This is a genomic window from 'Nostoc azollae' 0708 (assembly GCF_000196515.1).
Taxonomy (GTDB): Bacteria; Cyanobacteriota; Cyanobacteriia; order Cyanobacteriales; family Nostocaceae; genus Trichormus_B; species Trichormus_B azollae.
The window spans coordinates 4,112,195-4,136,207 of the sequence record NC_014248.1; the positions used below are offsets into that span (position 1 = coordinate 4,112,195).

25 protein-coding genes and 1 pseudogene are annotated in these 24,013 nt (G+C 36.1%); 15 read left to right on the forward strand and 11 right to left on the reverse strand.

Going from position 1 to position 24,013, the window contains the following annotated elements; translation table 11 throughout:
* Nucleotides 1–140 precede the first annotated feature (140 nt).
* Nucleotides 141–491 carry an ISAs1 family transposase gene (locus AAZO_RS31365; protein ID WP_081462827.1) on the forward strand — a complete coding sequence of 117 codons (351 nt, stop codon included), beginning with the start codon at nucleotides 141–143 and terminating at the stop codon, nucleotides 489–491.
* Nucleotides 492–539: 48 nt separating this feature from the next.
* Here AAZO_RS31365 and AAZO_RS19230 read toward each other — a convergent pair whose 3' ends face one another.
* Nucleotides 540–2,297, reverse strand: coding sequence for an N-acetylmuramoyl-L-alanine amidase family protein (locus AAZO_RS19230; protein WP_013192524.1), 1,758 nt, complete (start codon nucleotides 2,295–2,297; stop codon nucleotides 540–542).
* A gap of 294 nt (nucleotides 2,298–2,591) precedes the next feature.
* On the opposite strand from AAZO_RS19230, the gene AAZO_RS19235 reads away from it, so the two are divergent.
* Nucleotides 2,592–4,229, forward strand: a complete 1,638-nt coding sequence (locus AAZO_RS19235) for a CTP synthase (protein WP_013192525.1) — start codon at nucleotides 2,592–2,594, stop codon at nucleotides 4,227–4,229.
* A gap of 163 nt (nucleotides 4,230–4,392) precedes the next feature.
* Nucleotides 4,393–4,821: a hypothetical protein gene (locus AAZO_RS19240; RefSeq protein ID WP_013192526.1), complete on the forward strand. Its 429-nt coding sequence runs from the start codon at nucleotides 4,393–4,395 to the stop codon at nucleotides 4,819–4,821.
* A 25-nt stretch (nucleotides 4,822–4,846) separates the two neighbouring features.
* On the opposite strand, the gene AAZO_RS19245 is transcribed toward AAZO_RS19240, so the two are convergent.
* Nucleotides 4,847–5,755, reverse strand: coding sequence for an ROK family protein (locus AAZO_RS19245; protein ID WP_013192527.1), 909 nt, complete (start codon nucleotides 5,753–5,755; stop codon nucleotides 4,847–4,849).
* Nucleotides 5,756–5,949: 194 nt separating this feature from the next.
* Here AAZO_RS19245 and AAZO_RS19250 point away from each other — a divergent pair, with 194 nt between their 5' ends.
* The 5 genes from AAZO_RS19250 (at nucleotide 5,950) to AAZO_RS27305 (ending at nucleotide 8,198) form a co-directional block, all read left to right on the forward strand.
* Nucleotides 5,950–6,192: a hypothetical protein gene (locus tag AAZO_RS19250; protein WP_013192528.1), complete on the forward strand. Its 243-nt coding sequence runs from the start codon at nucleotides 5,950–5,952 to the stop codon at nucleotides 6,190–6,192.
* Between the two features lie 595 nt (nucleotides 6,193–6,787).
* Nucleotides 6,788–6,994: a tetratricopeptide repeat protein gene (locus AAZO_RS19260; RefSeq protein WP_041641467.1), complete on the forward strand. Its 207-nt coding sequence runs from the start codon at nucleotides 6,788–6,790 to the stop codon at nucleotides 6,992–6,994.
* Nucleotides 6,995–7,513: 519 nt separating this feature from the next.
* Nucleotides 7,514–7,651 carry a hypothetical protein gene (locus AAZO_RS35645; protein ID WP_187289524.1) on the forward strand — a complete coding sequence of 46 codons (138 nt, stop codon included), beginning with the start codon at nucleotides 7,514–7,516 and terminating at the stop codon, nucleotides 7,649–7,651.
* A complete protein-coding gene (locus AAZO_RS27300; protein WP_049790826.1) occupies nucleotides 7,641–7,874 on the forward strand; it encodes a glycosyltransferase family 61 protein in 234 nt (77 codons plus the stop codon). The genes AAZO_RS35645 and AAZO_RS27300 overlap by 11 nt, the downstream gene beginning before the upstream one ends.
* The gene (locus AAZO_RS27305; RefSeq protein WP_187289668.1) at nucleotides 7,875–8,198 is read left to right on the forward strand and encodes a glycosyltransferase family 61 protein; all 324 of its coding nucleotides are present in this window, start codon (nucleotides 7,875–7,877) and stop codon (nucleotides 8,196–8,198) included.
* Nucleotides 8,199–8,556: 358 nt separating this feature from the next.
* Here the strand turns inward: AAZO_RS27305 and AAZO_RS35650 are convergent, their stop codons facing one another.
* The 3 genes from AAZO_RS35650 to trxB all read right to left on the reverse strand — a co-directional run bounded on the left by AAZO_RS35650 (nucleotide 8,557) and on the right by trxB (nucleotide 11,427).
* Entirely contained in the window at nucleotides 8,557–8,718 is a 162-nt protein-coding gene (locus AAZO_RS35650) for a hypothetical protein (protein ID WP_013192529.1), read from the reverse strand.
* Between the two features lie 103 nt (nucleotides 8,719–8,821).
* Complete coding sequence (locus AAZO_RS19270; protein WP_013192530.1) at nucleotides 8,822–9,700, reverse strand: ABC transporter permease; 879 nt, start codon at nucleotides 9,698–9,700, stop codon at nucleotides 8,822–8,824.
* Nucleotides 9,701–10,065: 365 nt separating this feature from the next.
* Nucleotides 10,066–11,427 carry a thioredoxin-disulfide reductase gene (gene trxB, locus AAZO_RS19275; protein WP_013192531.1) on the reverse strand — a complete coding sequence of 454 codons (1,362 nt, stop codon included), beginning with the start codon at nucleotides 11,425–11,427 and terminating at the stop codon, nucleotides 10,066–10,068.
* 421 nt (nucleotides 11,428–11,848) lie between these two features.
* On the opposite strand from trxB, the gene AAZO_RS19280 reads away from it, so the two are divergent.
* Together AAZO_RS19280 and AAZO_RS39250 are read left to right on the forward strand one after the other, a co-directional pair.
* Entirely contained in the window at nucleotides 11,849–12,076 is a 228-nt protein-coding gene (locus tag AAZO_RS19280; RefSeq protein ID WP_013192533.1) for a type IV pilin-like G/H family protein, read from the forward strand.
* 284 nt (nucleotides 12,077–12,360) lie between these two features.
* Nucleotides 12,361–12,593 (forward strand): annotated as a pseudogene (locus AAZO_RS39250) (class I SAM-dependent methyltransferase); the annotation flags it as partial.
* 325 nt (nucleotides 12,594–12,918) lie between these two features.
* Here the strand turns inward: AAZO_RS39250 and AAZO_RS44040 are convergent.
* Nucleotides 12,919–13,245: an IS66 family transposase gene (locus tag AAZO_RS44040; protein ID WP_144031411.1), complete on the reverse strand. Its 327-nt coding sequence runs from the start codon at nucleotides 13,243–13,245 to the stop codon at nucleotides 12,919–12,921.
* Here AAZO_RS44040 and AAZO_RS27315 point away from each other — a divergent pair.
* The 5 genes from AAZO_RS27315 (at nucleotide 13,233) to AAZO_RS19300 (ending at nucleotide 18,775) form a co-directional block, all read left to right on the forward strand.
* Nucleotides 13,233–13,421, forward strand: coding sequence for a hypothetical protein (locus AAZO_RS27315; RefSeq protein WP_049790828.1), 189 nt, complete (start codon nucleotides 13,233–13,235; stop codon nucleotides 13,419–13,421). The genes AAZO_RS44040 and AAZO_RS27315 overlap by 13 nt on opposite strands.
* 260 nt (nucleotides 13,422–13,681) lie before the next feature.
* The gene (locus tag AAZO_RS35655; RefSeq protein WP_187289526.1) at nucleotides 13,682–13,885 is read left to right on the forward strand and encodes a hypothetical protein; all 204 of its coding nucleotides are present in this window, start codon (nucleotides 13,682–13,684) and stop codon (nucleotides 13,883–13,885) included.
* Nucleotides 13,886–14,318: 433 nt separating this feature from the next.
* Nucleotides 14,319–14,858, forward strand: coding sequence for a type IV pilin-like G/H family protein (locus tag AAZO_RS19290; RefSeq protein ID WP_013192534.1), 540 nt, complete (start codon nucleotides 14,319–14,321; stop codon nucleotides 14,856–14,858).
* A 147-nt stretch (nucleotides 14,859–15,005) separates the two neighbouring features.
* Nucleotides 15,006–17,249 (forward strand): O-linked N-acetylglucosamine transferase, SPINDLY family protein, encoded by a 2,244-nt coding sequence (locus AAZO_RS19295; protein WP_013192535.1) that lies wholly within the window; start codon nucleotides 15,006–15,008, stop codon nucleotides 17,247–17,249.
* A 20-nt stretch (nucleotides 17,250–17,269) separates the two neighbouring features.
* Nucleotides 17,270–18,775, forward strand: coding sequence for a glycosyltransferase family 4 protein (locus AAZO_RS19300; protein WP_013192536.1), 1,506 nt, complete (start codon nucleotides 17,270–17,272; stop codon nucleotides 18,773–18,775).
* 30 nt (nucleotides 18,776–18,805) lie between these two features.
* Here the strand turns inward: AAZO_RS19300 and AAZO_RS39255 are convergent, their stop codons facing one another.
* From AAZO_RS39255 to AAZO_RS44050, 5 genes are all read right to left on the reverse strand, one after another.
* Nucleotides 18,806–19,162: an O-linked N-acetylglucosamine transferase family protein gene (locus tag AAZO_RS39255; protein WP_228371294.1), complete on the reverse strand. Its 357-nt coding sequence runs from the start codon at nucleotides 19,160–19,162 to the stop codon at nucleotides 18,806–18,808.
* 26 nt (nucleotides 19,163–19,188) lie between these two features.
* Nucleotides 19,189–19,950: an O-linked N-acetylglucosamine transferase family protein gene (locus tag AAZO_RS39260; RefSeq protein ID WP_228371295.1), complete on the reverse strand. Its 762-nt coding sequence runs from the start codon at nucleotides 19,948–19,950 to the stop codon at nucleotides 19,189–19,191.
* A 78-nt stretch (nucleotides 19,951–20,028) separates the two neighbouring features.
* Nucleotides 20,029–20,778 (reverse strand): tetratricopeptide repeat protein, encoded by a 750-nt coding sequence (locus tag AAZO_RS39265; RefSeq protein WP_228371296.1) that lies wholly within the window; start codon nucleotides 20,776–20,778, stop codon nucleotides 20,029–20,031.
* 278 nt (nucleotides 20,779–21,056) lie between these two features.
* On the reverse strand, nucleotides 21,057–23,306 hold the full coding sequence (locus AAZO_RS44045; protein WP_420807029.1) for a glycosyltransferase family 4 protein: 2,250 nt from the start codon (nucleotides 23,304–23,306) through the stop codon (nucleotides 21,057–21,059).
* A complete protein-coding gene (locus AAZO_RS44050) occupies nucleotides 23,236–23,856 on the reverse strand; it encodes an FkbM family methyltransferase (protein WP_420807030.1) in 621 nt (206 codons plus the stop codon). The genes AAZO_RS44045 and AAZO_RS44050 overlap by 71 nt, the downstream gene beginning before the upstream one ends.
* Nucleotides 23,857–24,013 lie beyond the last annotated feature (157 nt).

Sequence of the window (24,013 nt, forward strand, 5' to 3'; positions counted from 1 at the left end):
TTATGAAATTTATTTGAACGTAAAAATCATTGGATCTTGTTAATCTTAATTAACCTCAACATAAAAAGGGAATTAAGCTTTATGTCTGAGCAGTTTGAAACTAAATCTGGTCAAGCGAAGAAAAGCAATAGCCAGGACAGGTGGCATCCATTGAAGCCATTCAAAAGACTTTAGTGGAGAATTTTGGAGACATCAAAGACCCAAGAGTAGAGCGAACAAAGAAACATCAACTCACAGATATCCTGGTAATTGGGATTCTGGTAGTGATAGCCGGAGCCCAAGGGTGGGAAGATATCCAGAAGTATGGCATCAGTAAGCAAAGGTGCTTAGAAGAGTTTTTAGGATTATCAAACGGAATCCCTTCCGATGACACCTTCCCACGAGTATTTGAGTTGATCAATCCAGAAGAACTAAATCGTTGTTTCTGGAGATGGATAGAAACCATTAGTCATCGTCAAATATCCTATTTCAGAATTTTACACATGAATTAACTATTTTTTGTGCCTTTGGTCCTCTGCGTCTTTGCGCGAAACCCTTTCTTACTTGACCGCTTTAAACCACTCTGTCACCCCATCAGCCAGAGTCTTGGCCATTTTCTTCTGTTCCTCTGGGTTCACTACTTCTTCAAACTCATAGGGATTACTCATAAAACCCAATTCCAATAGTACGGAAGGTGCAATAGAGGGACGAGTCAGGGCTAAATTCTTCCAAAAGACGCCATAGGAAGGTTTTCGGAGTTTTTTGACTACGTAATTATGTAAAAACACTGCTGGGCTATGTGATTGGGGATGATACCAAAAAGCCCCGAAGCCTTTGGTTTTTTCGGCATCTCCATCATCAGGTAAAGAATTGTAATGGATAGAAAGTGCGATCGCAGGTTCTTCTTTACTAATTATCTCCTGACGTTCTACTAAAGAAACATCCTGATCATCTTCCCTTGTCATCATTACTGTTGCACCACGCTGCACTAACTCATCTCGCAGTAACTTAGAAACTATCAAATTTACATCTTTTTCTAAATACCCCGTTGGACCACTTGCACCAGATTCTTTACCACCGTGTCCCGGATCAAGTACAATCTTGATGCCAGATAGAGGCAGGCGTTTTCTTTGTTCAAGATGCGGTGCATGACGTAAAGTTAACACCATAGTTGTATTGTCGTATCTCAGGTTATAGCCCCACTGCTGGAGATTTTTGAGGTTAAAGGTGTATTTAACCTGTTGTGGAGTGACCTGTTGCCAATCTAGCCGGGAAATTAGGGGGTTATCATCCAAACGAATAGTGTCTGTTTGGGCAGTGGTATTGTAAAGGGTGAGTGTGAAAGTGCGATCGCTCTGTTCCACACTCACAGGTACAGCCATTTGTAATGGAAAAATCATCTCTGTCGCACCTGGAAGCTGACGATATCCGACACTACTAATTACCGTCTGTGGTGGTAGTGCATCTGGTATAATTTTGGTTTCTTTGCTATTGATCCAAGCCCCATAGTCTAAGCGTAACCAATCACCCTCTTTACCTGTCACTGTTGCCCTTGTACCTTTTGGTAGTGGCGTGAGTCGAGAATAATCTGTGCTTGCTCCTGTACGAGTCACCCCTGAAGTTGCTGTTACTTCAACAACTGTTAACTGTGCAGCATCAAGAATTTGAATTCTGCCCTTACCAGTTTGAGTGATGGTCTGACCATTCAATGTCAAACTAAATTGAGGTTGTCCCAAATCAGCAACATTGGCCACTGTTGTACAGCCTTGATATTTTTTAGGACTAGTAGTACTAGTACTAGGCTTATTTATTCCCGTTAGTACACTTGAATTAGCAGGTAATTGCGCCTGTGGTGGTTGTGGTGACAAGGGAATGGTTTGATTAGCCAGCTTGACAGAGACAGTAGCTTGAGGAGGTGGAACAGCACCAAAACAAATCAATTCTCCCGGCAGTCTAGCAATATCAGCAGCAGGAGTCAGAGAATCTTTAGCAAAGCCTAAACCTTGGGGTAATTCTGATTGAGTAGACAACCTTGTTACCTTAATCTCTAGTTCCTGATTCTGGTAACGTACCTTAAATACATTCTCCCCTAACTGTAAGGGGAAACTGGGAGAAAAATGACCAGCTTTACTGCAGGTAATTGGTCTACTATTGATAAGGACTTGTCCATCCGTTGGCGCTGTACCGATAAAAAATATTTTTTCTGCACTGGTTTGGTAGTTTGTTGGGGGAAAAACTACTAGGAGTGATGTTTGTGCTAAAGCAACGGAGGAGGTAAACAGACAGTTAAACACTACTAATCCTAAGACTTTTTTCACGGCAAAACAGAGAAGATTTCAGGATAGTGACTGTGAGACAATGAGTATTATCAAGAGCGAAAATGAAGCATGAAATAAGAGGTCATCCTCTAACAGGATTTTGGATTTTGGATTGATTCTACGGAGAAATCGGGGACTTGTACCATCAAGGAATTATTGGTTAATAAATCTGATGAAAACACGCCTATTCATCCGGGGATTACATTCCATCCTTCATATTCAGTATTGGGACGCAGGTTTTATCCTTCAAGAGATGGTATGTATTTTTAGAAGTTGCTAGAAATTGAAAATACTATGACTAAGTTTATCTTTGTAACTGGAGGCGTTGTTTCCAGTATTGGTAAAGGCATTGTAGCAGCTAGTCTGGGGAGGTTACTCAAATCACGGGATTATTCGGTATCCATTCTCAAACTCGATCCTTATATTAATGTTGATCCAGGTACGATGAGTCCCTTTCAACATGGGGAGGTTTTCGTTACCCAAGATGGTGCAGAAACAGATTTGGATTTGGGACATTATGAACGTTTTACAGATACTTCTATGTCTCGATTAAACAGCGTTACTACTGGCTTGATTTATCAGTCAGTAATTAATAAGGAACGCCGAGGAGACTATAATGGTGGAACTGTACAAGTAATTCCCCATATTACTAATGAAATTAAAGACAGAATTCTTAGAGTTGCTAAAGAAACTAATCCTTCCACCGTAATTACTGAAATTGGTGGGACTGTAGGTGATATTGAATCGCTGCCTTTTTTAGAAGCAATTCGCCAGTTACGTAAAGAAGTAGGACGGCAAAATGTCTTATATATGCACGTTACACTTTTGCCTTGGATTGCTTCAGCGGGAGAGATGAAAACTAAGCCAACACAACATTCTGTTAAGGAATTGAGATCAATTGGGATTCAACCAGATATTTTAGTCTGTCGGTGCGATCGCACAATCCCTGTCGGCTTAAAACAGAAATTATCAGAATTTTGCGATGTCCCAGTAGAATGCGTCATCACTTGCCAAGATGCCAGTAGTATCTATGAAGTACCCCTGATTTTAGAACGGGAAGGACTGGCACAACAAACGTTAGACCTCCTGCAAATGGAACAAGGCCAACCCAACTTAACACAGTGGGAAATAATGGTAGAACGGATGTATAGTCCCAAATACAGCGTCGAAATTGCCATTGTTGGTAAATATGTGCGTTTAAGTGATGCTTATCTATCTGTAGTCGAATCCTTACGTCATGCAGCTATTGCTACTCACAGCGATTTGCGTTTGCGGTGGGTAAACTCAGAAGCCTTAGAAAATGAACCAGCAGAAAACTATCTTGCAGGTGTTGATGGTATCATTGTTCCCGGTGGTTTTGGTAGCCGGGGTATAGATGGAAAAATTGCAGCAATTAAATACGCACGTGATCGCCAAATTCCCTTCTTAGGTTTATGCTTAGGAATGCAGTGTTCCGTAATTGAATGGGCTAGAAACGTAGAAGGCTTAATTGATGCCAACAGTGCTGAATTTGACCCCTACACCAATGATCCGGTTATTAACCTCTTGCCCGAACAACAAGATGTAGTTGATTTAGGTGGAACAATGCGCTTAGGACTCTATCCTTGTCGCATTCAACCAGGTACACGAGCATTTGAGCTTTATCAACAAGAAGTAATTTATGAACGCCATCGTCATCGCTATGAGTTTAACAACCTCTACCGCAATACCTTGTTAGACTCTGGTTATGTTGTGAGTGGGACTTCTCCCGATGGACGTTTAGTGGAAATTGTCGAATATCCCAAACATCCATTCTTTATAGCTTGCCAATTTCACCCAGAATTTCGATCTCGTCCTAGCAACCCCCATCCTTTATTTAAAGGATTCATGGAAGCAGCCATTCCTCTTACTCAACCCACTCCCACAGCACCAAAACCAGTTCAAGTTTCTTAATCATTTTGGGTAGTGGGAACTAGGGGAGATGAGGGAGATGGGGAAGTAATTTTCCCAATGCCCTATTCCCTATTCCCTATTTCCTATTTGTGGTAAACATCAAAATTTGGGTAAAATTGCTATAGAAAATACATGATTATTTAGTCAGTGTTGAGGCAATTTTGTGGCTTATTGGGTAAAAATACAAGACCAAAGGAAGGAATATGTAATCAATCTTGACTGTGTAAACACTTTTTGCTATGAAAAAAATGCTAGAGTCACCTTCTGGTTGCCCAATAGTTCCATACCCATAGTCATTAACCCCCAGAGTAATTGGGAAGACTATCAGAAAATTTGTGATTATGTAGAGTACGCCCAAGGATTAGATATCAATCATGCCTATTGGGTAAAAATAATATACGAGAGAAAAGAATATATAATTAATCTCAACTGCATTAATTCTTTCTGTCATGAACATAATGGCAAGTTAACTTTTTGGCTACCTGATCTTAATTTTCCCATAATTATTAACCCCATAAGCAATCCCGAATCCTATCAAAAGGTCATACACTACCTGGAAAAATACACAGGAGTTTATCTTGATAATTCGTGATTTGTCAGTTGTTATTTTCTCCCTGTCACCTGTCACCTATTCCCAATGCTAACTTAGCAGCACCTACCATTCCGGCTGAGTTACCCAGTTCTGCTGGTAATATTTGTAACCGTACACGCGATGTTGGTAAAACCCGCTTTTCAATTTCTGCTTGCATTGCTGGAAAGAAAAATTCAAAACTCGCACTGATACCACCACCAATAATTACTGCTTGGGGTGTGAGAACATAAATTAAACTCGTTAAACCAATTCCTAAGTCCTTACCATAATTCTGCCAAAAAGTCAATGCTTCAGGATTACCATTTTGGGCAAGTTTGCCTAATTCTGCTGGTTCTTTGCCTGTGCGACGACGAATAGCGGAAATAGAAGTATGCTGTTCTAAAGAACCGTGATTACCACTATTGCACGTTGGACCATCGGGGTTTAAGGTAATTAAACCTAATTCTCCAGCTGCACCTTGATGACCGACAAATAATTTACCATCAAGAATAATTGCACCACCAACCCCAGTTCCTAAAGTCAACAAAATCAAATTTTGAAAATTACGTCCAGCACCTAACCAAGCTTCTCCTAAAGCTGCACAGTTAGCATCATTAGCGAGGATAGTAGGTTTACTGGTCTTTGCTTCTAACCAATCTGCTAAAGGTATATCATGCCATCCTGCTAAATTTATAGGAACTTTGGCAACTCTACCAGCAGCATCAGCAGGGCCAGGAGTTCCTACACCTATAGCTATAGTTTGATTATCTGGGTCTATTTGAGCGTTACCTTTGGTCAGCGTAGCTATGGCATCCACCATTGCAAATAATACAGCCTCTGGTGTTGCAGGTTGGGGAGTATCCACAGTTATAGATTGTAGACAATTTCCATCTTTTGTAAACCGTCCTAGCTTAATCGCTGTTCCACCTAAATCAATACCGATTACTTGCTGCACAGATTAATTCCTAATTCTTGATTTTATATCAAACCACAAATTTACAGAAATTATCCAATTTTACTATTATGGATATTCACCAACTTAACAATCAGGCAAATATGTGTTTATCACAAGAGAATTTTGCCACAGCTATTAGTATTTACGAATAATGTCTTGACTTAGAACCTCATGTCATTTCTTTATATTGGTATTTGGGTTTATCTTGGCTTTTGCAAGGAGATGAAGAAAAATGTCAAATGACTTGGCTATCAAGTTGTGCAACGATAGAATTAGAACATAAAGATGCAGTATTAACGGAATTTATTGATTTCCGTAAAAATCGAGCTCAAGAATATTTATCTGTGCAGAGAGCTGACATAGCTCAGGAAATTTATAAGGCTATTTTAGAGTGGGATGACAAGCAAGCTGATATTATAACTTGGGTCATGCAATAGCAATAGAGGGTAATTTAGAAGTAGCAATTTCCTATTGGGAAACGGTTCTTCAAATCTAACCAGATTAGATTGGGTTGATGCACATCTTCACCAAGCTTATATATGGCAAAAATTAGGACATTTGAATTTAGGAATCGGAAATTCTCAAAATGATTTTCCTTTAGAAAAAACTTATTTAACTTATTATCACTTAGGGTTGATTTACTGTTACAATAAACAGTGGTAATTATCTAAAGATAGTTTTCCAATACGATTCAAATATTATCTGATTATGCACCTGCTTATAGTGATTTAGCTTTTGTTGTTTTTCAGCAAGCCGATTTTGATCAAGGTATTAATTATTTACGAAAAGCTATTAAAGTTAAACCGGAATTATCCCAAGCCTTAATAAATATTTCTCAAGCATTAATTTCATCTTCAAAAAATACTATTAATGATGGAGTTCAATTCCTTAAATCAAATCTTTCAAATCTGACACGAAACTAGTGAGTCATATTTATTTCTCCATAAAATCATTTTTAATATCTATCCTGAAATATATTTAAATTTACTTCCAAGAATATTAGAAAATGAACCACAGAATTTACTGACATCTGTGGAATTAAGCACTTTATTTTTAAACCAAAATAAATGCCCAGAAGCAGTTGCTATTCTAGGCAGGATTATTGATATTTACAACCATGAACAAGTTTATTTTACTCTTGGTAAGTACTGGATGAAATTTGAAAATGATCAGCAAGCAATTGTTTATTTACGAAAATCTATCGGTATTAATCCTGATTTAACAGAAGCATATTATTGATTAAGGATTGCATTATTTAAAATTGGTAACTTTGATGAAGTAATTATTTTTTCGAAGCAGCAAAGCAATTAAACTTAAAATTTAATTCCTCCTTTAATTTAGCTTATTTAGGTTTTATGTTGGCACATAATTACCAGTTTGAAGATGCTATTTTTTTTTCAAAAAGCTATGGAAATTAACTCTTATGTTACGCCATTTATAGATGAGTGACTATCTAATATTGTGCAAACAGGAAAGTTAAATCAAAGATTTGATTTCTCGGAAATTCAACTTGTATCTCCTCCCAGACATTTTCATGGATCAAGCTGAGAATGGGCAGAAAATAATTGATTATGTAGAGATAATTATGTACAGACTTATCCAGAGAATGATGTTAAATTAACTTATCTTAAATCTCTCCATAAAGATATACACTTTAGGCTTAGATTTGGTAACTTAGTTAAGTTACCAGCTTCTTATGTAGTCAAAATTCCCCAAGGTAGATTTTGGTTGAGTTATGATGAAACTCTTTCTGCGATTATGACAGATGAATCATATTTTTTAGCTGATGTTTCTCCACATCTTCCTATATTAATTCTTCATCATCCTGATAAACATCCTAACCAACATCCTATTTTATCAATTCAAAAATTACCTCCTATTAAGTTTGTTGATTAAGTTTGTTGAGCGAAAAGTAGCTGTTTTAGCGGGATTAACAAATCATATATATTTTCATTGGATGTTGGATATTTTAGCAATATGGGAATTATTGAGAATAATAAATTATAATTTTTCTTTTTCGGAAATTGATTATTCTGTGCTAGATAATCGACTACCATTTCCACTACAAACTTTAAGGAAACTAGAAATACCAGAAGATAAACAGATTAATATTAGTTAAATTCAACATTTACAAGCTACTGAGTTAATTGTTCCTTCTTTCCCTGGTTGTGTAGCATGGATGCCTATTTGGAATTGCGAATTTTTAAAGCAACAGTTTTTAAATACACAATATCTAAAGATTACTTCTTCTAAGAAAAGGATTTATATTACTCTTAAATTAGCTAAAAGTCGCAGACTTTTAAATGAAGAGGAAATATTAAATTTCCTTCAGCTTTATGGTTTTGAATCAGTAATTTTAGAGTTAATGTCAGTAGAAGAACAAGCGGTATTATTTTCTCAAGCTGAAATTTTTATTTCTTCTCATGGAAGTGAAGTGGGTTAACAAATTTAGTTTTTTGTCAACCCGGTACTAAAGTGATGGAGTTATTTTCCCCCAATTACGTTTATCATTGCTATTGGTGGATTAGTAATTTAGTTGGTTTAGATTATTATTATTTAATCGGTGAAACTCTTCCTGGTTAGTATTTGCATCATCTTATTTATCCTCAAGACTTTTATGAAGATATTTTAATTAATATCAATGATATTTATAAAAATATCGAATTAGGAAATATATAAATAAATCCGCAGTTTTTTCAGAAACTTCGGAAATAGATTATTATAAATCACAGTATTTTCGATGGAATTTTAGCCACTGAAAACACTATAAATATTAGGTTTTAGTGATAGATAGTTTTAGTTTATTTGTTATTGCTAATAATTCGTACATTAGCCACAGGGTAGGAACTAATACGTGCTTGTTCCCAAGTTGTCACGGCTGCGCCTTTTAAAATACCGGATAAAACTACAGAAAGCATGAATCCACCTGTCGCAGCTGCAATTACAGTAATGTTATCTTTCACACGAGTCTCTCAGTTTGTCAGTTGTCATTAGTTATTAGTCATTAGTCATTAAGTTATTTTTCCCAATCACCAATCACCAATCACCAATCACCAATCACCTATTTTATCTTCTCAGACGGGGATTGACAAATTCATTCAAGCCTTCACCAAGTAGTGATAACCCTACCACCATAATTGTCATCCCTAAACCGGGAAAGAGGGTAGTCCACCAAATGCCTGTAGGTAGTGCTTCTAGAGCTTGTTTTAAATCATAGCCCCATTCGGGTACGTCTTCTGGCAGTCCTAAACCCAAAAAGCCTAAACCGCCTAAAACTAATATGGCATCTGCGGCGTTGAGGGTAAAGAGGACGGGAACGCTTTGAATGACATTGAAAAATAGATAGCGTGAAAGTACAATCCAGGTAGAAGCACCCATTGCTTGTGCGGCTTCGATATAGACTTCTGTTTTGACGCTGACTGTGTCGTTACGAACTACGCGATAATATTGGGGGATGTAGGCTATACTGATTGCGATCGCAGCATTTAAAATTCCTCTACCTACCACAAAAGCCAGTGTCACGGAAAGCAGTAATCCCGGTAAAGTATAAATACTGTCCATGAGAAACAGCAGCACTTTATCCAATCTTCCCCCCAAATAGCCACTCACCATCCCTAAAGGCACACCCACTATCATACTAAGTGCAGTAGCTAAGATAACTACTTGCAGTGCAGCTTGTGCGCTAAATATAGTCCGCGAGAAGACATCATAACCCAACCTACTTGTACCAAACCAATGTTTAGCTGAAGGTGCATTATGAATAGGGTTAGAGAGAAATTCTTTGGGGTTTTGTAACCATCCCCAACTTTGAAAAACAGGTGCCAAAAAGGCTATAAAGATAAAAAATAGCGTCATACATAACCCTATTAGCATCAAACCCTGAGATAGGGTAGGATTTTTAGTAAATTTGAGGAAACTTGGTAGTTGACGTGTTGTAATGGTCATCCGATTTTAGATTTTGGATTTTGGATTGATTCGACGGATAAATCTGGTGGCTTGTACCATCAAGAAATTATTGGTCATGGAAGATTGGAGAGTGGGGTTAAAGAATTCAAAATTCAAAATAGTTTTTGATAGAAATTTATTTATAATTATTTTATTTCACATTGAGTAAAAATCAATATTCAATACTGCTAAAAACCTGCTTGAAAGATTTGCTTAGCAGTTAAGTTTAACTCTGGGAACGTTTTCCTGTATTTCCATACCACTCTACAAACTCTTTAAAAGAGACTAATTTAGTTTCAGGTAAAGCTTGAATCATAATTTACTTTAGTGAAATTTCCCCAGTCCCTAGTCCCCAGTCCCCAATCCTACAGATTACTTTCAATTAACTGCCGATATTCACTTTTCTGCTTTACACCTCTAACTTCCTTGACTAGTTCCTTATCTTTAAAGAACTGTACCGTAGGTGTTCCAATCACTCCAGCATTTTCGGCAATGTCTCTATCTTTGTCAATGTCTATTTCGACAAGGTAGATTTTACCATCGAATTCATCCACTACTTTATTTAATATTGGTTTCAAGGTATGACAGGGACCACAACCAGGAGAGACATATTTAACTAAGATCAAGCGATCGCTCTCATGGAATAATTTTCTTAAAGCATAACCACCTTCATGGCGTGTCGCTTGCAAATTAAACTCTGTTTCTGTTTTCTCTGCTGCTGGTTGTGCTGCTAATTCATTAGCAGCGGTTTCTGACTGATGATGAAACTCATGAATTAAATTCCTTGATGATAACCATCTTTCCGCCAACATGGCCGCCATACAACCAGTACCCGCAGCAGTAATAGCTTGCCGAAACTCATGATCCTGCACATCACCTGCCGCAAATACACCATCTATACTGGTTTCTACGCCACCGTGTTTAGTGATAATGTACGCCACCTCATCCAATTCTAATTGTCCCTGAAGCAATCCTGTATTGGGCGTATGGCCAACAGCGTAAAATAAACCTTTGGCATTAATTGTGCTTTCTTCCCCAGTTTGATTATTACGGACCTGCACACCCGTCATATTACCTTTACCAACCACATCGACTGCTTCTGTATGCCAATGTACCTTTATTTTCGGGTTACTAAAAACTCTATCTTGCATCGCTTTGGAAGCCCGCATTTTCTCAGAACGCACCAACAAATGTACCTGAGAACCATATTTCGTTAAATAAATAGCTTCCTCAGCGGCCGAGTCCCCCGCACCAATAACTGCTAACTCCACACCGCGAAAAATTGGAGTAGCACCATCACAAATCGCACAAGCGGAAATTCCCCGACTCCAAAATTCATTTTCACTAGGTAAACCTAAACGTTTCGCTGTTGCACCAGTAGCGATAATTAAACTATGTGCCTTCACTTCCCTTTCTTGGGAACGGATAGTAAATGGACGTTGACTTAAATCCACTGATATCACATCTTCAGTATATAACTCAGCCCCCCAGCGTTCTGCCTGTGCCTTCATATTATCCATCAGTTCTGGTCCCGTTATACCCTGGGGAAAACCTGGAAAGTTCTCAACTTCCGTCGTTGTCATGAGTTGTCCACCAGGTAAACCTCCTGCTTGGAATCCTTCAAAAACGACAGGCTTTAAATTAGCACGTCCCCCATAGATAGCTGCTGTATACCCTGCGGGTCCAGAACCGATAATTACTAAGTTTTCTGCTGTGGAGTTAGTCATTTTTTTTACAAACTCATAACCACTACGTACTATTTAATATAGCATAACTGAAGTTTGGTGATAGGAGCATTTCCATAAAAGCAAAAAGCCGTTATTTTCTTCTGTATAAGGACTTTCCATAGTAAGTTTATACATGACTCGCAAAAGAAAGCGAATTTACGATGCTCCTTGGTGATAGAAATTTGAGAGCTATTGGGAATACTGAGTTCAGGGTATATTTCTGGATATTTTTGACATTTATGTCAAAGCGCATCTTTAAATATCTGCTAAGAATATCTGCTAAGTTAACCCCTAAAGAAAATAAGTTAACCTCTAAAAACACCATGAACACCAATTATCGAGCGGGATTGTTACGGCATTTTATCGCACAAAAGCAAGAAATCCAGGGTTTATACTGACAGAATTAATTATAGTTACAGTAATGATTGGTATACTGTCTGCGAGCGCCCTACCTTCTTTGTTGAGTAGAGCTAATAAAATTAAGCAGACTGAGGCTAAACTATATACTGGCTCAATGAACCGCGCTCAACAAGCTTATTACCTAGAAAATAGTGCGTTTACTACTTCTATTGACGAATTAGGAGTTGGTATTCAACAAAAAACGGAGAATTACCAATATATAATCACTTTAAATAATCACTTGAAATAATACAGTAGCTACAAACAACAGTGTTTCCAGGGAAGTCAGTTTAAATTCTTATGCAGGAGTTACCTATTTAAATTCATTTATGACACCAGCAGGTACTACTGAATCAGTGACTCTAACTATTTTTTCATGTTAAATTTCTACTGCTGGTATAGGTACTACTCAGACAGTTTCATCACGTGCTGGTCCTACTGGTTGGTTACTGTTGCCAAGTTAAGTAATGTTATGTAATCTAATTTATTGGTTTTAAGCATCCAACCTCTTAGGAGTAACATTAATTATCATGAATGATTCCAACTCTGATTTGTTTATGGGATAAAATTAGCCAACAATTTGATAGCGCACCCTACCCAAACACACCACTTGGTAAAAATCCCAAAATTATGCTAGTTTACTATATTTTCATAATTTAGTAACTGGATATTATTTGCGGAATCAAAAAGTTGTAGATAACAAAGACAAAGTCATATTAGACGCTGGGTGTGGAACAGGTTACAAATCTTTGGTATTAGCAGAAGCGTAAGGATTCAGGTCTAAGGTAGAGGGATTAAAGAAGGTCTATGGAAAGCATAGTGAACCATGGCTTTCATAGGTTGGTCAGAAAACTTAGTTAGAGAAAGTGCTTGAGGACGACAAGTTTGTATAACCGTCAATAAATTGGCAGGATGTTGGAATAGCTCCAGAGAAAGAGAATCACCACAGACTTTTCGTTATGTCAGTGCTAAACCTAATCTTGGTTCAGCTAAATTATGATCAAGGTCTATTGCCTAAGGAAGGTAAAAGTTTACCAGGTTCCCCTGGGGCTTGATCAATGAATGAATGGAAGATTCAACTTTTGGTTGAAACTAGGATGGCCAAGTCAAGAGTTCATGAAGGTTTTGGGTTTGTTGGAATAAGGGGTAGTTTTTAAAACCTTCATCTATGAGGTCGATGAATTTTGTGCCAACTTCTTGGTGATTGAAGCCAGGAATCTTGGTTAGTGTCTTGAAGTGACGGGGTAGATGTGCCTGACATTTCTGTTGAGCTGTGACCGGATAACCGTTATAGGCAGTAAAGTCATCACAACTGAGTACACCAGAGTAACTTAACCCCAGAACAGATTCTAACTCGCCAGGAAAACGAGTATCAGACCCATGAAATAAAGCGAAGTCCGTTTTTGATGAACTATTTATTTCAAGGAGATCAAGGCTATACTGTCAGTAATATGTTTTCCGCTTTACGAGCAGCAGAGTTAGAATTTATTAGTATGGTGAATTGGCGACAATGGGATTTAATCAGCTTATTTAAAGAACCTGATAATTTACCTCCTTTTCTGTCCATGGGTTTACCAGAAATTCCTTTTGAATAACAGCTATAGTTATTTGAATTAGTACATCCCATGCACAGACTACTGGATTTTTGGTGTGGATACCCCCAAGCAAAACGCAATTTCGTACCTGTTTCTGAGTGGCATAATTCTAAGTGGGAAACTACTAAAATGTATTTACATCCACAATTTAATAACTTAAGTTTTAACAACTCTAGTAATAAATACTTAAGCAAGAATAAGGGTTTTCCCATGTTTAAAAAGTCACCTTGGACAAGGAAAGTATCTATATAGATAGTGCTATGGCTCTGTGCTTACTTCCTCTATTTGAGAAACCATACTTAATGATGGACTTAGTGGAGTATTGGCAACAAGTTAGACCTATTGATAGGCTAACTGGAGAACCTATATCAACCACTCAAGTATTTGAACTAGTGAAAGCGACGCTATTAACGCTAGAAGATTTTGACTGCATGATTTTGGAAAAGCTATCTTCTCATCTCTAAGTAGGTAGACACAAATAAACATAACTATGTAACAAAGATGAACATAACTATGTAACAAAATGTAAATTACTGGAAACCCTTGGGATTGGTTGATTCCCCTTGGCTGTATTCGCCATGACATAGTTATAAATTTTTCCGCCCACCTACTGAGAGATGAGAAGATACAGCAGATATGAGCTAAATCAGGTAAACAAATAAAATCTTAACCCTTGTAGTAGAGACGTTGCATGCAACGTCTCTACTGTATTTTATAAATATCCAATCTGCTGTACATAAACCAGGATTTACTAAAATCTAGTAATAGCAAGGCTTTGATCCTTATACACCAAGGCAAAGAGAAAATTTTTTCCATGGGGTGATATGAAACTGCTCAGAAGTGGGTAAGTTATTTTCGTAAAGAAACAAACAACACATTAACCCAAGAAAAACTACTATGAAAACCGAACTGAAGGTAAAATTCTTACAATACCTCCTCGGTAAAAAGAAAGATGATCAAGGTTTCACCCTGATTGAATTGTTAGTTGTAATCATCATCATCGGTATTCTGTCCGCTATTGCGTTACCCTCCTTCTTAAACCAAGCGAAGAAAGCTAAACAGTCTGAATCTAAGACCTACGTTGGTTCTATGAACAGAGGTCAGCAAGCATACATGACAGAAAACGATTCCTTTACTAGCAGTATTGATGCTATGGGCATTGGTATTTCCACTCAGACAGCTAATTATATATTCTATGCTAACGTTGGTACTGGAGCTGGTACAGAGGCTTATGCTGTTAACTATTCAGTTGTAACAACCACAGGAAGTGGACTGAAAAACTACGGTGGTAATGTTTATTTGAAATCAATCGGTGCTAACTCTGAGTTAACGAGCGTAGCGTACCTCTGTGAAACCAAGGACGTGGAAGCTAATGGTAGTGTAGCCGTTGGTACAACTGGCACAACTTGTACTAACAGCGGTAAACTAATTAAGTAATTAATAAATTGTTATTCTTACTAACTAAATCAAGGGTAAGAAATCGAAATCATGCTTAACCCTCCATGTTTGACTTTGAGATAGTTTGACATAGAGGGTTTATATTTTTTATTACGAAATAATAATATAATAGGTTTGTCTTATCTTATGATTCCAGATAATTGGCAAGAACAAGCACAAAAATATCTTATAGATGAAAATTACAATGCAGGTGTAAAACTTTACGAAGAAGCAATAGAAAGAGAAACTAATATTAAGAGTTATTATTGGTATTTAGGATTACTTTTATTATTACAGAATCAGGAAACCGAAGCACAAATTACTTGGTTTACTGCCTTATCAGAATCAGAAGAAATAGATTTTGATACGCAAGAACTATTAGAAATTTTAGATAAAGAAGCCAAGCGTCGCATCACAATTGAAGATTATCATGTTGCTTGGGCAATCCGTCAGCATATCAAAGAAATTGTATCTGAAGATATTAATAACTTACTGCATCTTGTTTCCATTGTCATTAGTTCAGAAACATTCAATCATGATATTGCAGAGTTATTAGAATCAGTCCGTCATTCTTTATGTATTAGCACAGATAAATGTGATACCAATTTATTGGTAGATGTTATAAAAACAATCTTAGTTTATACAAGTAAACGGAAAGCAGCAATTAATTCAGTTTTTGATTTTATTAAAGTTTGCTTACACAGCTATTCAGATAGTTCTGTGATGATTATTATTGAAACTGTAATGACCCAATGCATCAAATTATCAGCTTTTTATAGAAGACCCGATTTAGCAGCAAAATTTGCAGAACTTTGTTTGGGGAGAGTTCCCAAAAATTACCATCTTCAACATAGAGAGATTTTAACACTGATATCATATTTTTACCAAGACAACCAACAATATGATAAAGGTATAGAAAGTGCCAAACTATGTTATGAACTAGGAGATTCTGTAGCAGAAAAAATTTGTGCTAACCATATTGTTCTCAGAGGATTCATGACTTCTGGTAGTTACTGGAAAGAAGCTTATGATCATTTGCAAGAGCAGATTTTATTAACTGAACAGTTAGTAAAAAACCAACCTGATGTTGCTCACATAATAGATATTACCAGGTTATCGAATGCGTTGTCTTTTCTTCCCTATTTTGAGGATAAACCTGAAAGAAACCACATACTTCAACATCAGATATCTAGTTTTTGCCAATCTCATTTTATTAAGCAACATACAGAGATAGTAGAACAAAATTATAAAAACTTTCATTTACGGCGACAGAATTTCACCCTAAATAAAGAAACTTTGAAGGTTGGTTATATTTCCCATTGTTTTAAGCGACATTCTGTTTCTTGGTTATGCAGATGGATTTTTAAATATCATAACCAAGAAAAATTTAAAATACATTGTTACTCTTATGATGACTCTGAAGGAATAGACAGTTTTACCCAGAGGTATTTTGTTGATAAATCTTATAAATTTTATAAATTTGGACTTCGTCAAACTTATAATCTTTCGAATCAAATTCAAGAAGATGAAATTGATATCTTAGTTGATTTAGATAGTTTAACTTTAGATCAAGTCTGTGAATTATTATCAATCAAATCTGCTCCCATACAGGCAACTTGGCTGGGTTGGGATAGTTCCGGTTTACCATCAATTGATTATTTTATTGCTGATCCTTATGTTTTACCAGAGTCAGCACAGGATTATTATAGTGAAACTATTTGGAGATTACCACAAACATATATAGCGGTTGATGGATTTGAGATAGATGTACCTGATTTACGACGGGAAGATTTAAATATTCCTAGAGATGCCATTATTTATTTCATGACTCAAAAGGGATATAAAAGGCATCGCCCCCATTTACGTTTACAGATGAAAATTATCAAAGAGGTACCTAATAGTTATTTGCTGATTAAAGGGGATGCTGACCCAGAAGCAAGTAAGGTATTTTTTGAAGAGATTGCACAGGAAGAAGGTGTAGATTTTAATCGGATAAAATTTTTGCCTTATGCTCGTAGTGAAGCTGTCCATCGAGCTAATTTGCAAATTGCTGATGTGGTTTTAGATACTTATCCCTATAATGGAGCAACGACAACATTAGAAACCCTTTGGATGGGTGTTCCTTTGGTAACAAGAGTTGGGGAACAATTTTCTGCACGTAATAGCTATGGGATGATGATTAATGCTGCTATTACAGAAGGTATTGCTTGGACTGAAGATGAGTATGTAGAGTGGGGTGTGCGTTTGGGTAAGGATGAGAAATTACGACAACAAATTTCTTGGCAGTTGCGTCAGTCGAGACATACAGCACCGCTATGGAATGCCAAGCAGTTTACCCGTGATATGGAAACAGCTTATGAGCAGATGTGGCAAAGGTATATTGATAGTTAGTTATTAATTTGATTAACTTTATGACAATTGGTAAACCTAATTTAAAAATCATTGTAGATGGAGTGTTTTTCCAACTTCATATTTTGGGGGTAGCTAGAGTATGGATGGAATTACTCAAGGCATGGATTAAAAGCGGATATGCTGAAAACATAATTGTTTTAGATCGTCAAGGAAGTGCATTTAATTTTCCTCCAGATGCTGTTTTTCATCCATTAGGGACAATGCCAAGATTACCAGGATTAAAGTATAGGTTAATTCCTGGTTATAGTTATGAAAATGCTCAAACTGATATGCAAATGTTACAAGAAATTTGTGATGAGGAAAATGCTGATTTATTTGTTTCTACCTACTATACAAGACCTATTAATACTCCCAGTGTTTTAATGCTTCATGATATGATTCCTGAAATTGAGGGTTTGGATGAACCTCAATGGAAGCAGAAACATGAATGTATTAGATCTGCCTCTGCATATATAGCAGTTTCTCAAAATACAGCTAAAGATTTTTCCCACTTCTTTCCAGAAATTGATCATGTTTTAGTTAAGGTCATTTATAATGGTGTAGATCATCAAGTATTTCGTCCAGCTAGTTTAACCGAAATTAATCAATTTAAACAATCTTATGGTATTACTAAACCCTATTTTCTTTTAGTGGGAGTAAGAACTGGTTATAAGAATGCTCTCTTATTTTTTAAGTCGTTTGCTCAGTTACCAAATCAAGAAGATTTCTCTATTGTTTGTGTTGGTGGTGGTTGGGGAATAGAAGAACAATTTAAAGAATATATTACTCAAACACAAATTTTAAAATTGCAACTTACTGATCAGGAATTAAGTATGGCTTATTCAGGTGCGATCACACTTGTTTACCCGTCTTTGTATGAAGGATTCGGTCTAGCTGTGTTAGAAGCTATAGCTTGTGGTTGTCCAGTAATTACTTACCCCAGTTCTGCTATTCCTGAGGTGCTTGGTAAAGCCGCGCTTTATATTGATGATGATATTGAAATCATGAAAAGAGCTTTAATAACTATTCAACATGAACAAATAAGACAAACTCTCATTCAAGCAGGATTAGCACAAGCTGAGAAGTTTTCCTGGTCAAAAATGGCTGAAGAAGTGAGTAATGTTTTCATTGATGAAACTCTAAAGTTTTTAAACTTGCGAGAAATTAATCTAATCATATTCCCTGATTGGAGTCAATCAGAAGGTGATTTATATATTCAACTAGTTGAAGTAATTAAAAAACGAGTGAGCGATATTAATTCTTATAAAACTACTTTACTGATATATGTTCTTGATGATACTGAAGGGGAAACTGCTGATTTACTGTTATCCAGTATAGCAGTTAATTTAATGATGGAAGATGAGATTGATATTACCGAAAATCTGGAAATTTCACTAATGCTAGACATCAATGAAAAACATTGGAAAAGTCTCTTACCACATTTGCATGGTAGAATTATATTAGATGCGGAAAATCAAGAAGTTATAGTCAAATTTTCAGCAGAAAAACTACTAGTTTGGAAATAGAAATTTAGATATATACTACCTAGATAACTACTAAGAGCTTAGTGATAAACTTGTTTTCAAAACCTCTTGATAAAATGCCTCTAATGCTGTGACACAGTTTTTATCATCAAAAAGACGATGATGATTTTGACTCATCCTTTCTGCAATACTTTTTCTCCAATCTGGATCGAAGCCTAATTTAATAGCAACTTCAATATAATCCTGTTCATTTTTAGCGATAGTATCCGTCATTCCTAATAGTTTCAAGAAACTGTCAGTATGACGACCTCGCATAAATTCCCCTGGGCAAGTGACTATAGGAAGATTACAACCGATCACTTCTAAGCTGGTATTACCACCAGACCAAGTAAATGTATCTAGATAAACATCTGATAATAGGTTAATCATTAGATAATCTAACCGTTCTGGAATAGTTAGATGAACACAATAATCTTCGCTATCAAGTCCCGCAGCAGCAAAAATAAGTTGTGTAACCGTGACTTTAATACAGTACCACGTAGAAATACAAATCTCGCTTGAGGAATACGATGAGCAATTTCTGCCAAAATAAAATCGTATTGTGGTAAATATTGAAAAGGTGCTTGACAACATAAATAAATAACATCATTGTCACTTAAACTATAATCTGAGCGAGATTTAACAATTGGGGGAATGTAGGGTTTAGGGTAAGTAACACCAATATTAGGTAAAAGAATGAGTTTTTCTGAGTAATGCTCTTGGGGATTTTCCCCTTCCATTAACTCACTGGATAAAAAATAATCAATACTTGGTAAACCAGTAGTTACTGGATGTCCCCAAGGAACACATTGTATTGGTGCAAGTCGCAAACCTGCCATTTGCATAGTTGGCGGATCCATACCCATTTCGGGATAAACTAAAATATGTAGTTTATCAGCAAGTATTTGCTTACAAACTGCGGGTAAGTTATCAGGAATTTTATAGAAAAAGTCGCTATAGTCTTTAAATTGTTGAGTAATTAGATCTGGCTGATTACCTGTATAGTAACAGTAGATTTCGAAGTTTTGATGATCACAGTAGCGCAGCCAACCAGTTAACCAAAGTGTACCACTATAAAAATGTAGATAATGAGAAGCATAACCAATACGAATTCTTTCTTGTTGCTGAAGTTTTGGCATAGATAAAGGTACAACCCATTTTGGAAAGTTAGCTGCCATGATTTCATGAACTAACTGGCCATATTGGCGTTGTAGATCTACATCATTTTTTGCTTGATAGGAAAGATAAAAATTAGTTCATCTACCTATACCAGCTAAAGCATTGCTTTGTTCTTCAGGAGTTTTTAAAGATGTTTGTTGAATTAACTTGTGTAATCCTTCTGTGTAACGATGGCGATAAAATGTCATTTCTTCTTGATCATCATAGATGGTAGGAACTGTTAAATATTTAAGTTTTTGAAAAGTGTAATCATCCGGTAAGAGTTGACAAGCATTTTCTACACTGATAATTGCTTCCTGATTGCGCCCACTAATCCGCAAGTCTATAATTAAGGGAAAATTTAACCTTGGGTCACTTGGCTGCATTTGAATTCCTTCTTTGAGGGTGCTAAAATATTTATCTGACAAGTTTAAATTTCTATAACATTGGCTTAACCGCCAATAAGTTTCGGGATTTCCTGAGTTAATTTGTATATGTTTTGTGTATTGTTCACTAGCTACTTGCCATTTGCGTTCTTCAAATAATCTATTACCCAAATGCAAAATTAACTGACTTAGTGGGATATTAATGAAATTTTTGATATCATAAGCTGGAATTTTCTTTATGTGAAATAGTGCTAATCTTTGGAGATTTTGAGGCCGTATAATAATTTTTATATGAATAAAATCTTTTAAATTCTCTCTTTCAAGTTCACTTGTATCTTCCACTAGAGAAATTTCGCATTCAGGAGTTATATCAAAATTTTCTGCTAGGAGTAAATTCATAGCCAGGGCAAATAATAATAAATTGGCTTCTTGGACATCAATACCATTGGTATCTATGAGCAATGTTATCTGGTGACTATCAGGATGAGTTACTACCGCTTTAATGGCTTGTTCTAATTCTGTAATCAGTAGATATTCTGGTTGTGACCAATCAGGGACAATCAGAATATTAATATTCCCTGGAGTTATAGCTCATGATTCGAATATATATTGTTCTGTGTGGTTAATAAACTTGGTTGCTTCCACTTTTGAAATTCTTTGTGTTGTTATTTTAAATAAGGTCAATTGCTAGAATTTATGGTTAACCCGCTCACTAAAAACTTTAATTTTGTCATTTTTGTTTAAATCGCAGTATATGCTTGATTAATCAGTCTATGTAATTCATAAGATTTTAGATTTACAAATTGCGCCTGTGTTAAAGCTTGTTTATCTTCATTAGGTAAGCTAATTCTAGCATGAATACGAGGCAATAAAGCTTTCCATTGAATTGGAGCTAAATTTCCTACTGGAACAAGTTCTAAATCTTCAGTAATGTCTAAATCTTCTTCCAACAGTAAATTCATAGTAATACTAGATAAAAACATTGCTGCTTCTTCAGCATCAATGCTACTTATGCTAATTAGTAGGGTGGTATTGGAACTCTCAGGATGACTAGCTAATGCTTTGATAATTTCTGCCAACTCCAAACTTAAATGATTTTCTGGTTGTGACCAATCAGGGAATATAATGAAATTAGTTTCCTTGATATTTAAAGATAATAAAGTTACATCAATTAAGACCTTGCTAACAGTTTCAGCCATATTTTTCCAAGAGAACTTTTTAGCCTGTGCTAGACCTGCGGTAATTAATGACTGACGAACACTAGGTTTTTGTATTTCACAAAGAGCATTAGCCATTGCTTCCACATCACTATCATTAACATAAATAGCTGCTTCTCCTGTAACTTCTGGTATTGAAGCATTAGGACAAGTAATTACAGGACAACCACAGGCCATCGCTTCTAATAAAGGCATTCCAAAGCCTTCGTACTTAGAAGGATAAACTAGTGCTACTGCACCAGAGTAAGCTATGGCTAGTTCTTTATCACTAAGTTGTAAAAGATATACAGCACTACCTGATGTATATGCTCTTAATTCTGGCACTAACACTCCGCCAATACCAGTACAAATAATATCAAATCCGTAACTGCTGGCTATTTGTGAGAAAGCTTGGAAGAATAAAATACCATTCTTGTAACCAGTTCCAGTACCAACTAATAGAAAGTAGGGTTTATTAATTCCATATTTATATTTAAAAGCTTTAACTTCATCTTCAGAAGCTAGAGAAAATAGAGAATCTATGCCACAATGAGCCACCGTAATGGATTCTAAGGGTATATCAGAGAAACATTTACTTAAGTCTTTAGCTGTATTTTCGGAAATAGAAATATAAGAAGAGGCGTGTTTAATTCCGTTGTGTTTTTCACGCCACATGGGGTCATTTAATTTTCCCCCTAATACTTCGGGAATCATGTCATAAGCCATAAATACTGAAGGGGTGTCAATAGGGGTAGTGTAGTAGGTAGAAATAAATAATTCGGCTTGTTCTTCATTACAGATTTGTTCAAGCATCTGTTTATCAGCTTCGGTATTGTTATAGTCGTAGAGGGGAATAGTGCGATAACGAATACCATTAATTTTGGGTGCAGTATTAGCTCTATCTAATACTAAGATATGATTAGCAAAGTCCGTGTTTGCCCATTGTGCTAGCATACTTCGCCAAACTCTAGCAATTCCTGTTTGATAGAGTTGGAAAAATACAGCATCCACAATAATCATCGGTGTCTGTTGTTGAATATGCGCTAGTTTGCGTTGTACTTCATTTGGTTGTAACAAGGGCCAATGATTGCTAATAATTTCTCTTTGTGCTATTGGTACTACACCGCAAGATTCTACAGTATCTACCCTTGTTTCGTCTCTTACCCAACCAAAGTAATCTCGCAATAGTGCGGGAAATTTACTGTTTGATTGTAAATCTTGCCACTGAGATACGGCATTACTATAGCCATAGTACTGCTCTTTAAATTTCAATTGCTCTGGTGTTACATAAGCAAAGTGTTGAAACACTAAACCCTTCTTTTCAGTTTCATCATGTAAGAAAGAATTTATATCTGTAATATTTCTATGTCCACCATTTGACAATGGTTCTACTAATATAGGAGGGTCATGTGCAGCCCAAAAAGCACCTGGTTTAAATCTCCAAGTCCTTAACCATTCTTGCTGAGGATTTTGTGCATAACAGTTGCGGGTACTAATAATAAGTTTTTCTTCAAAAAAATACCAGCACCAATAAAAAGCCGCAGTTTTTTCAGGGCTATTAATGAACATTTCGCTAGCTATACAAAGCTGCTCTAATGTCCATAGTTCATCTACATCAGCCTGCCATAATAAACATTCCTTCTGAATATTCGCAAGTGGTTCATTTACCATTTCTTTTTTATCATCCCAAAACAGGCCTTCCGGTTTACGGTAAATTGTGATGTTATCTGGATATAGTCGTTCTAATGCATCTAGGTATTCCGTCGTAGCTAAGACCATTCTTATGAATTTCATGATTGACTTTTACTCCCAGTTCCACACTCCAACTAGTATCATGATTTAAATCAGCTACAATATGCCAATGCCATTTAAAAGGGATTTGTTTGAATATTTCAATATGGTATTGAATAAATAGTTGCCAATTTAGAACAATGGTGAAGAAATTGATTGGTACCATAGGAAATGCAATGTAATTTTCATAAAAACAATTGGAATCGCATACTTGTTGTCCAATATCTCCTTCTTTAGTTATAGGATGACATTCATAACCATTTTTCATCAAAATATCAAACGTGAATTTGGCATTATGATTTAATCCCTCTAAGATTTTTTGTACTATTTGAAATAGTATATATCTTATAGATTTATTTTGTAGTAATTTTTCTGCTCCATACAATACATCAGTTTTAGCACCTTCAACATCAATTTTTAAATAATCCATATATTCAATATTATTTTCTGAGCAAAATGAATCTAATTTAATTGCTGCAATAATCTCTATTTTGACAATCAGTTGACCTGAGCCTTGTGGAACTAACATTTGTGGTCTACCAATACTGTTCAATGCCGAAAAATTCTCCGTAAATTCATTAAATTCTAAAATTATATTAGCTTATTTTCGTAATAAATTACATGTTGTTATTAATTTTGAGACTAGGTATTCTGTCTTGGAACTTTTTAAACGTACTTGATGTTGGTTCAAAAGAATAAACTTTCCCAGA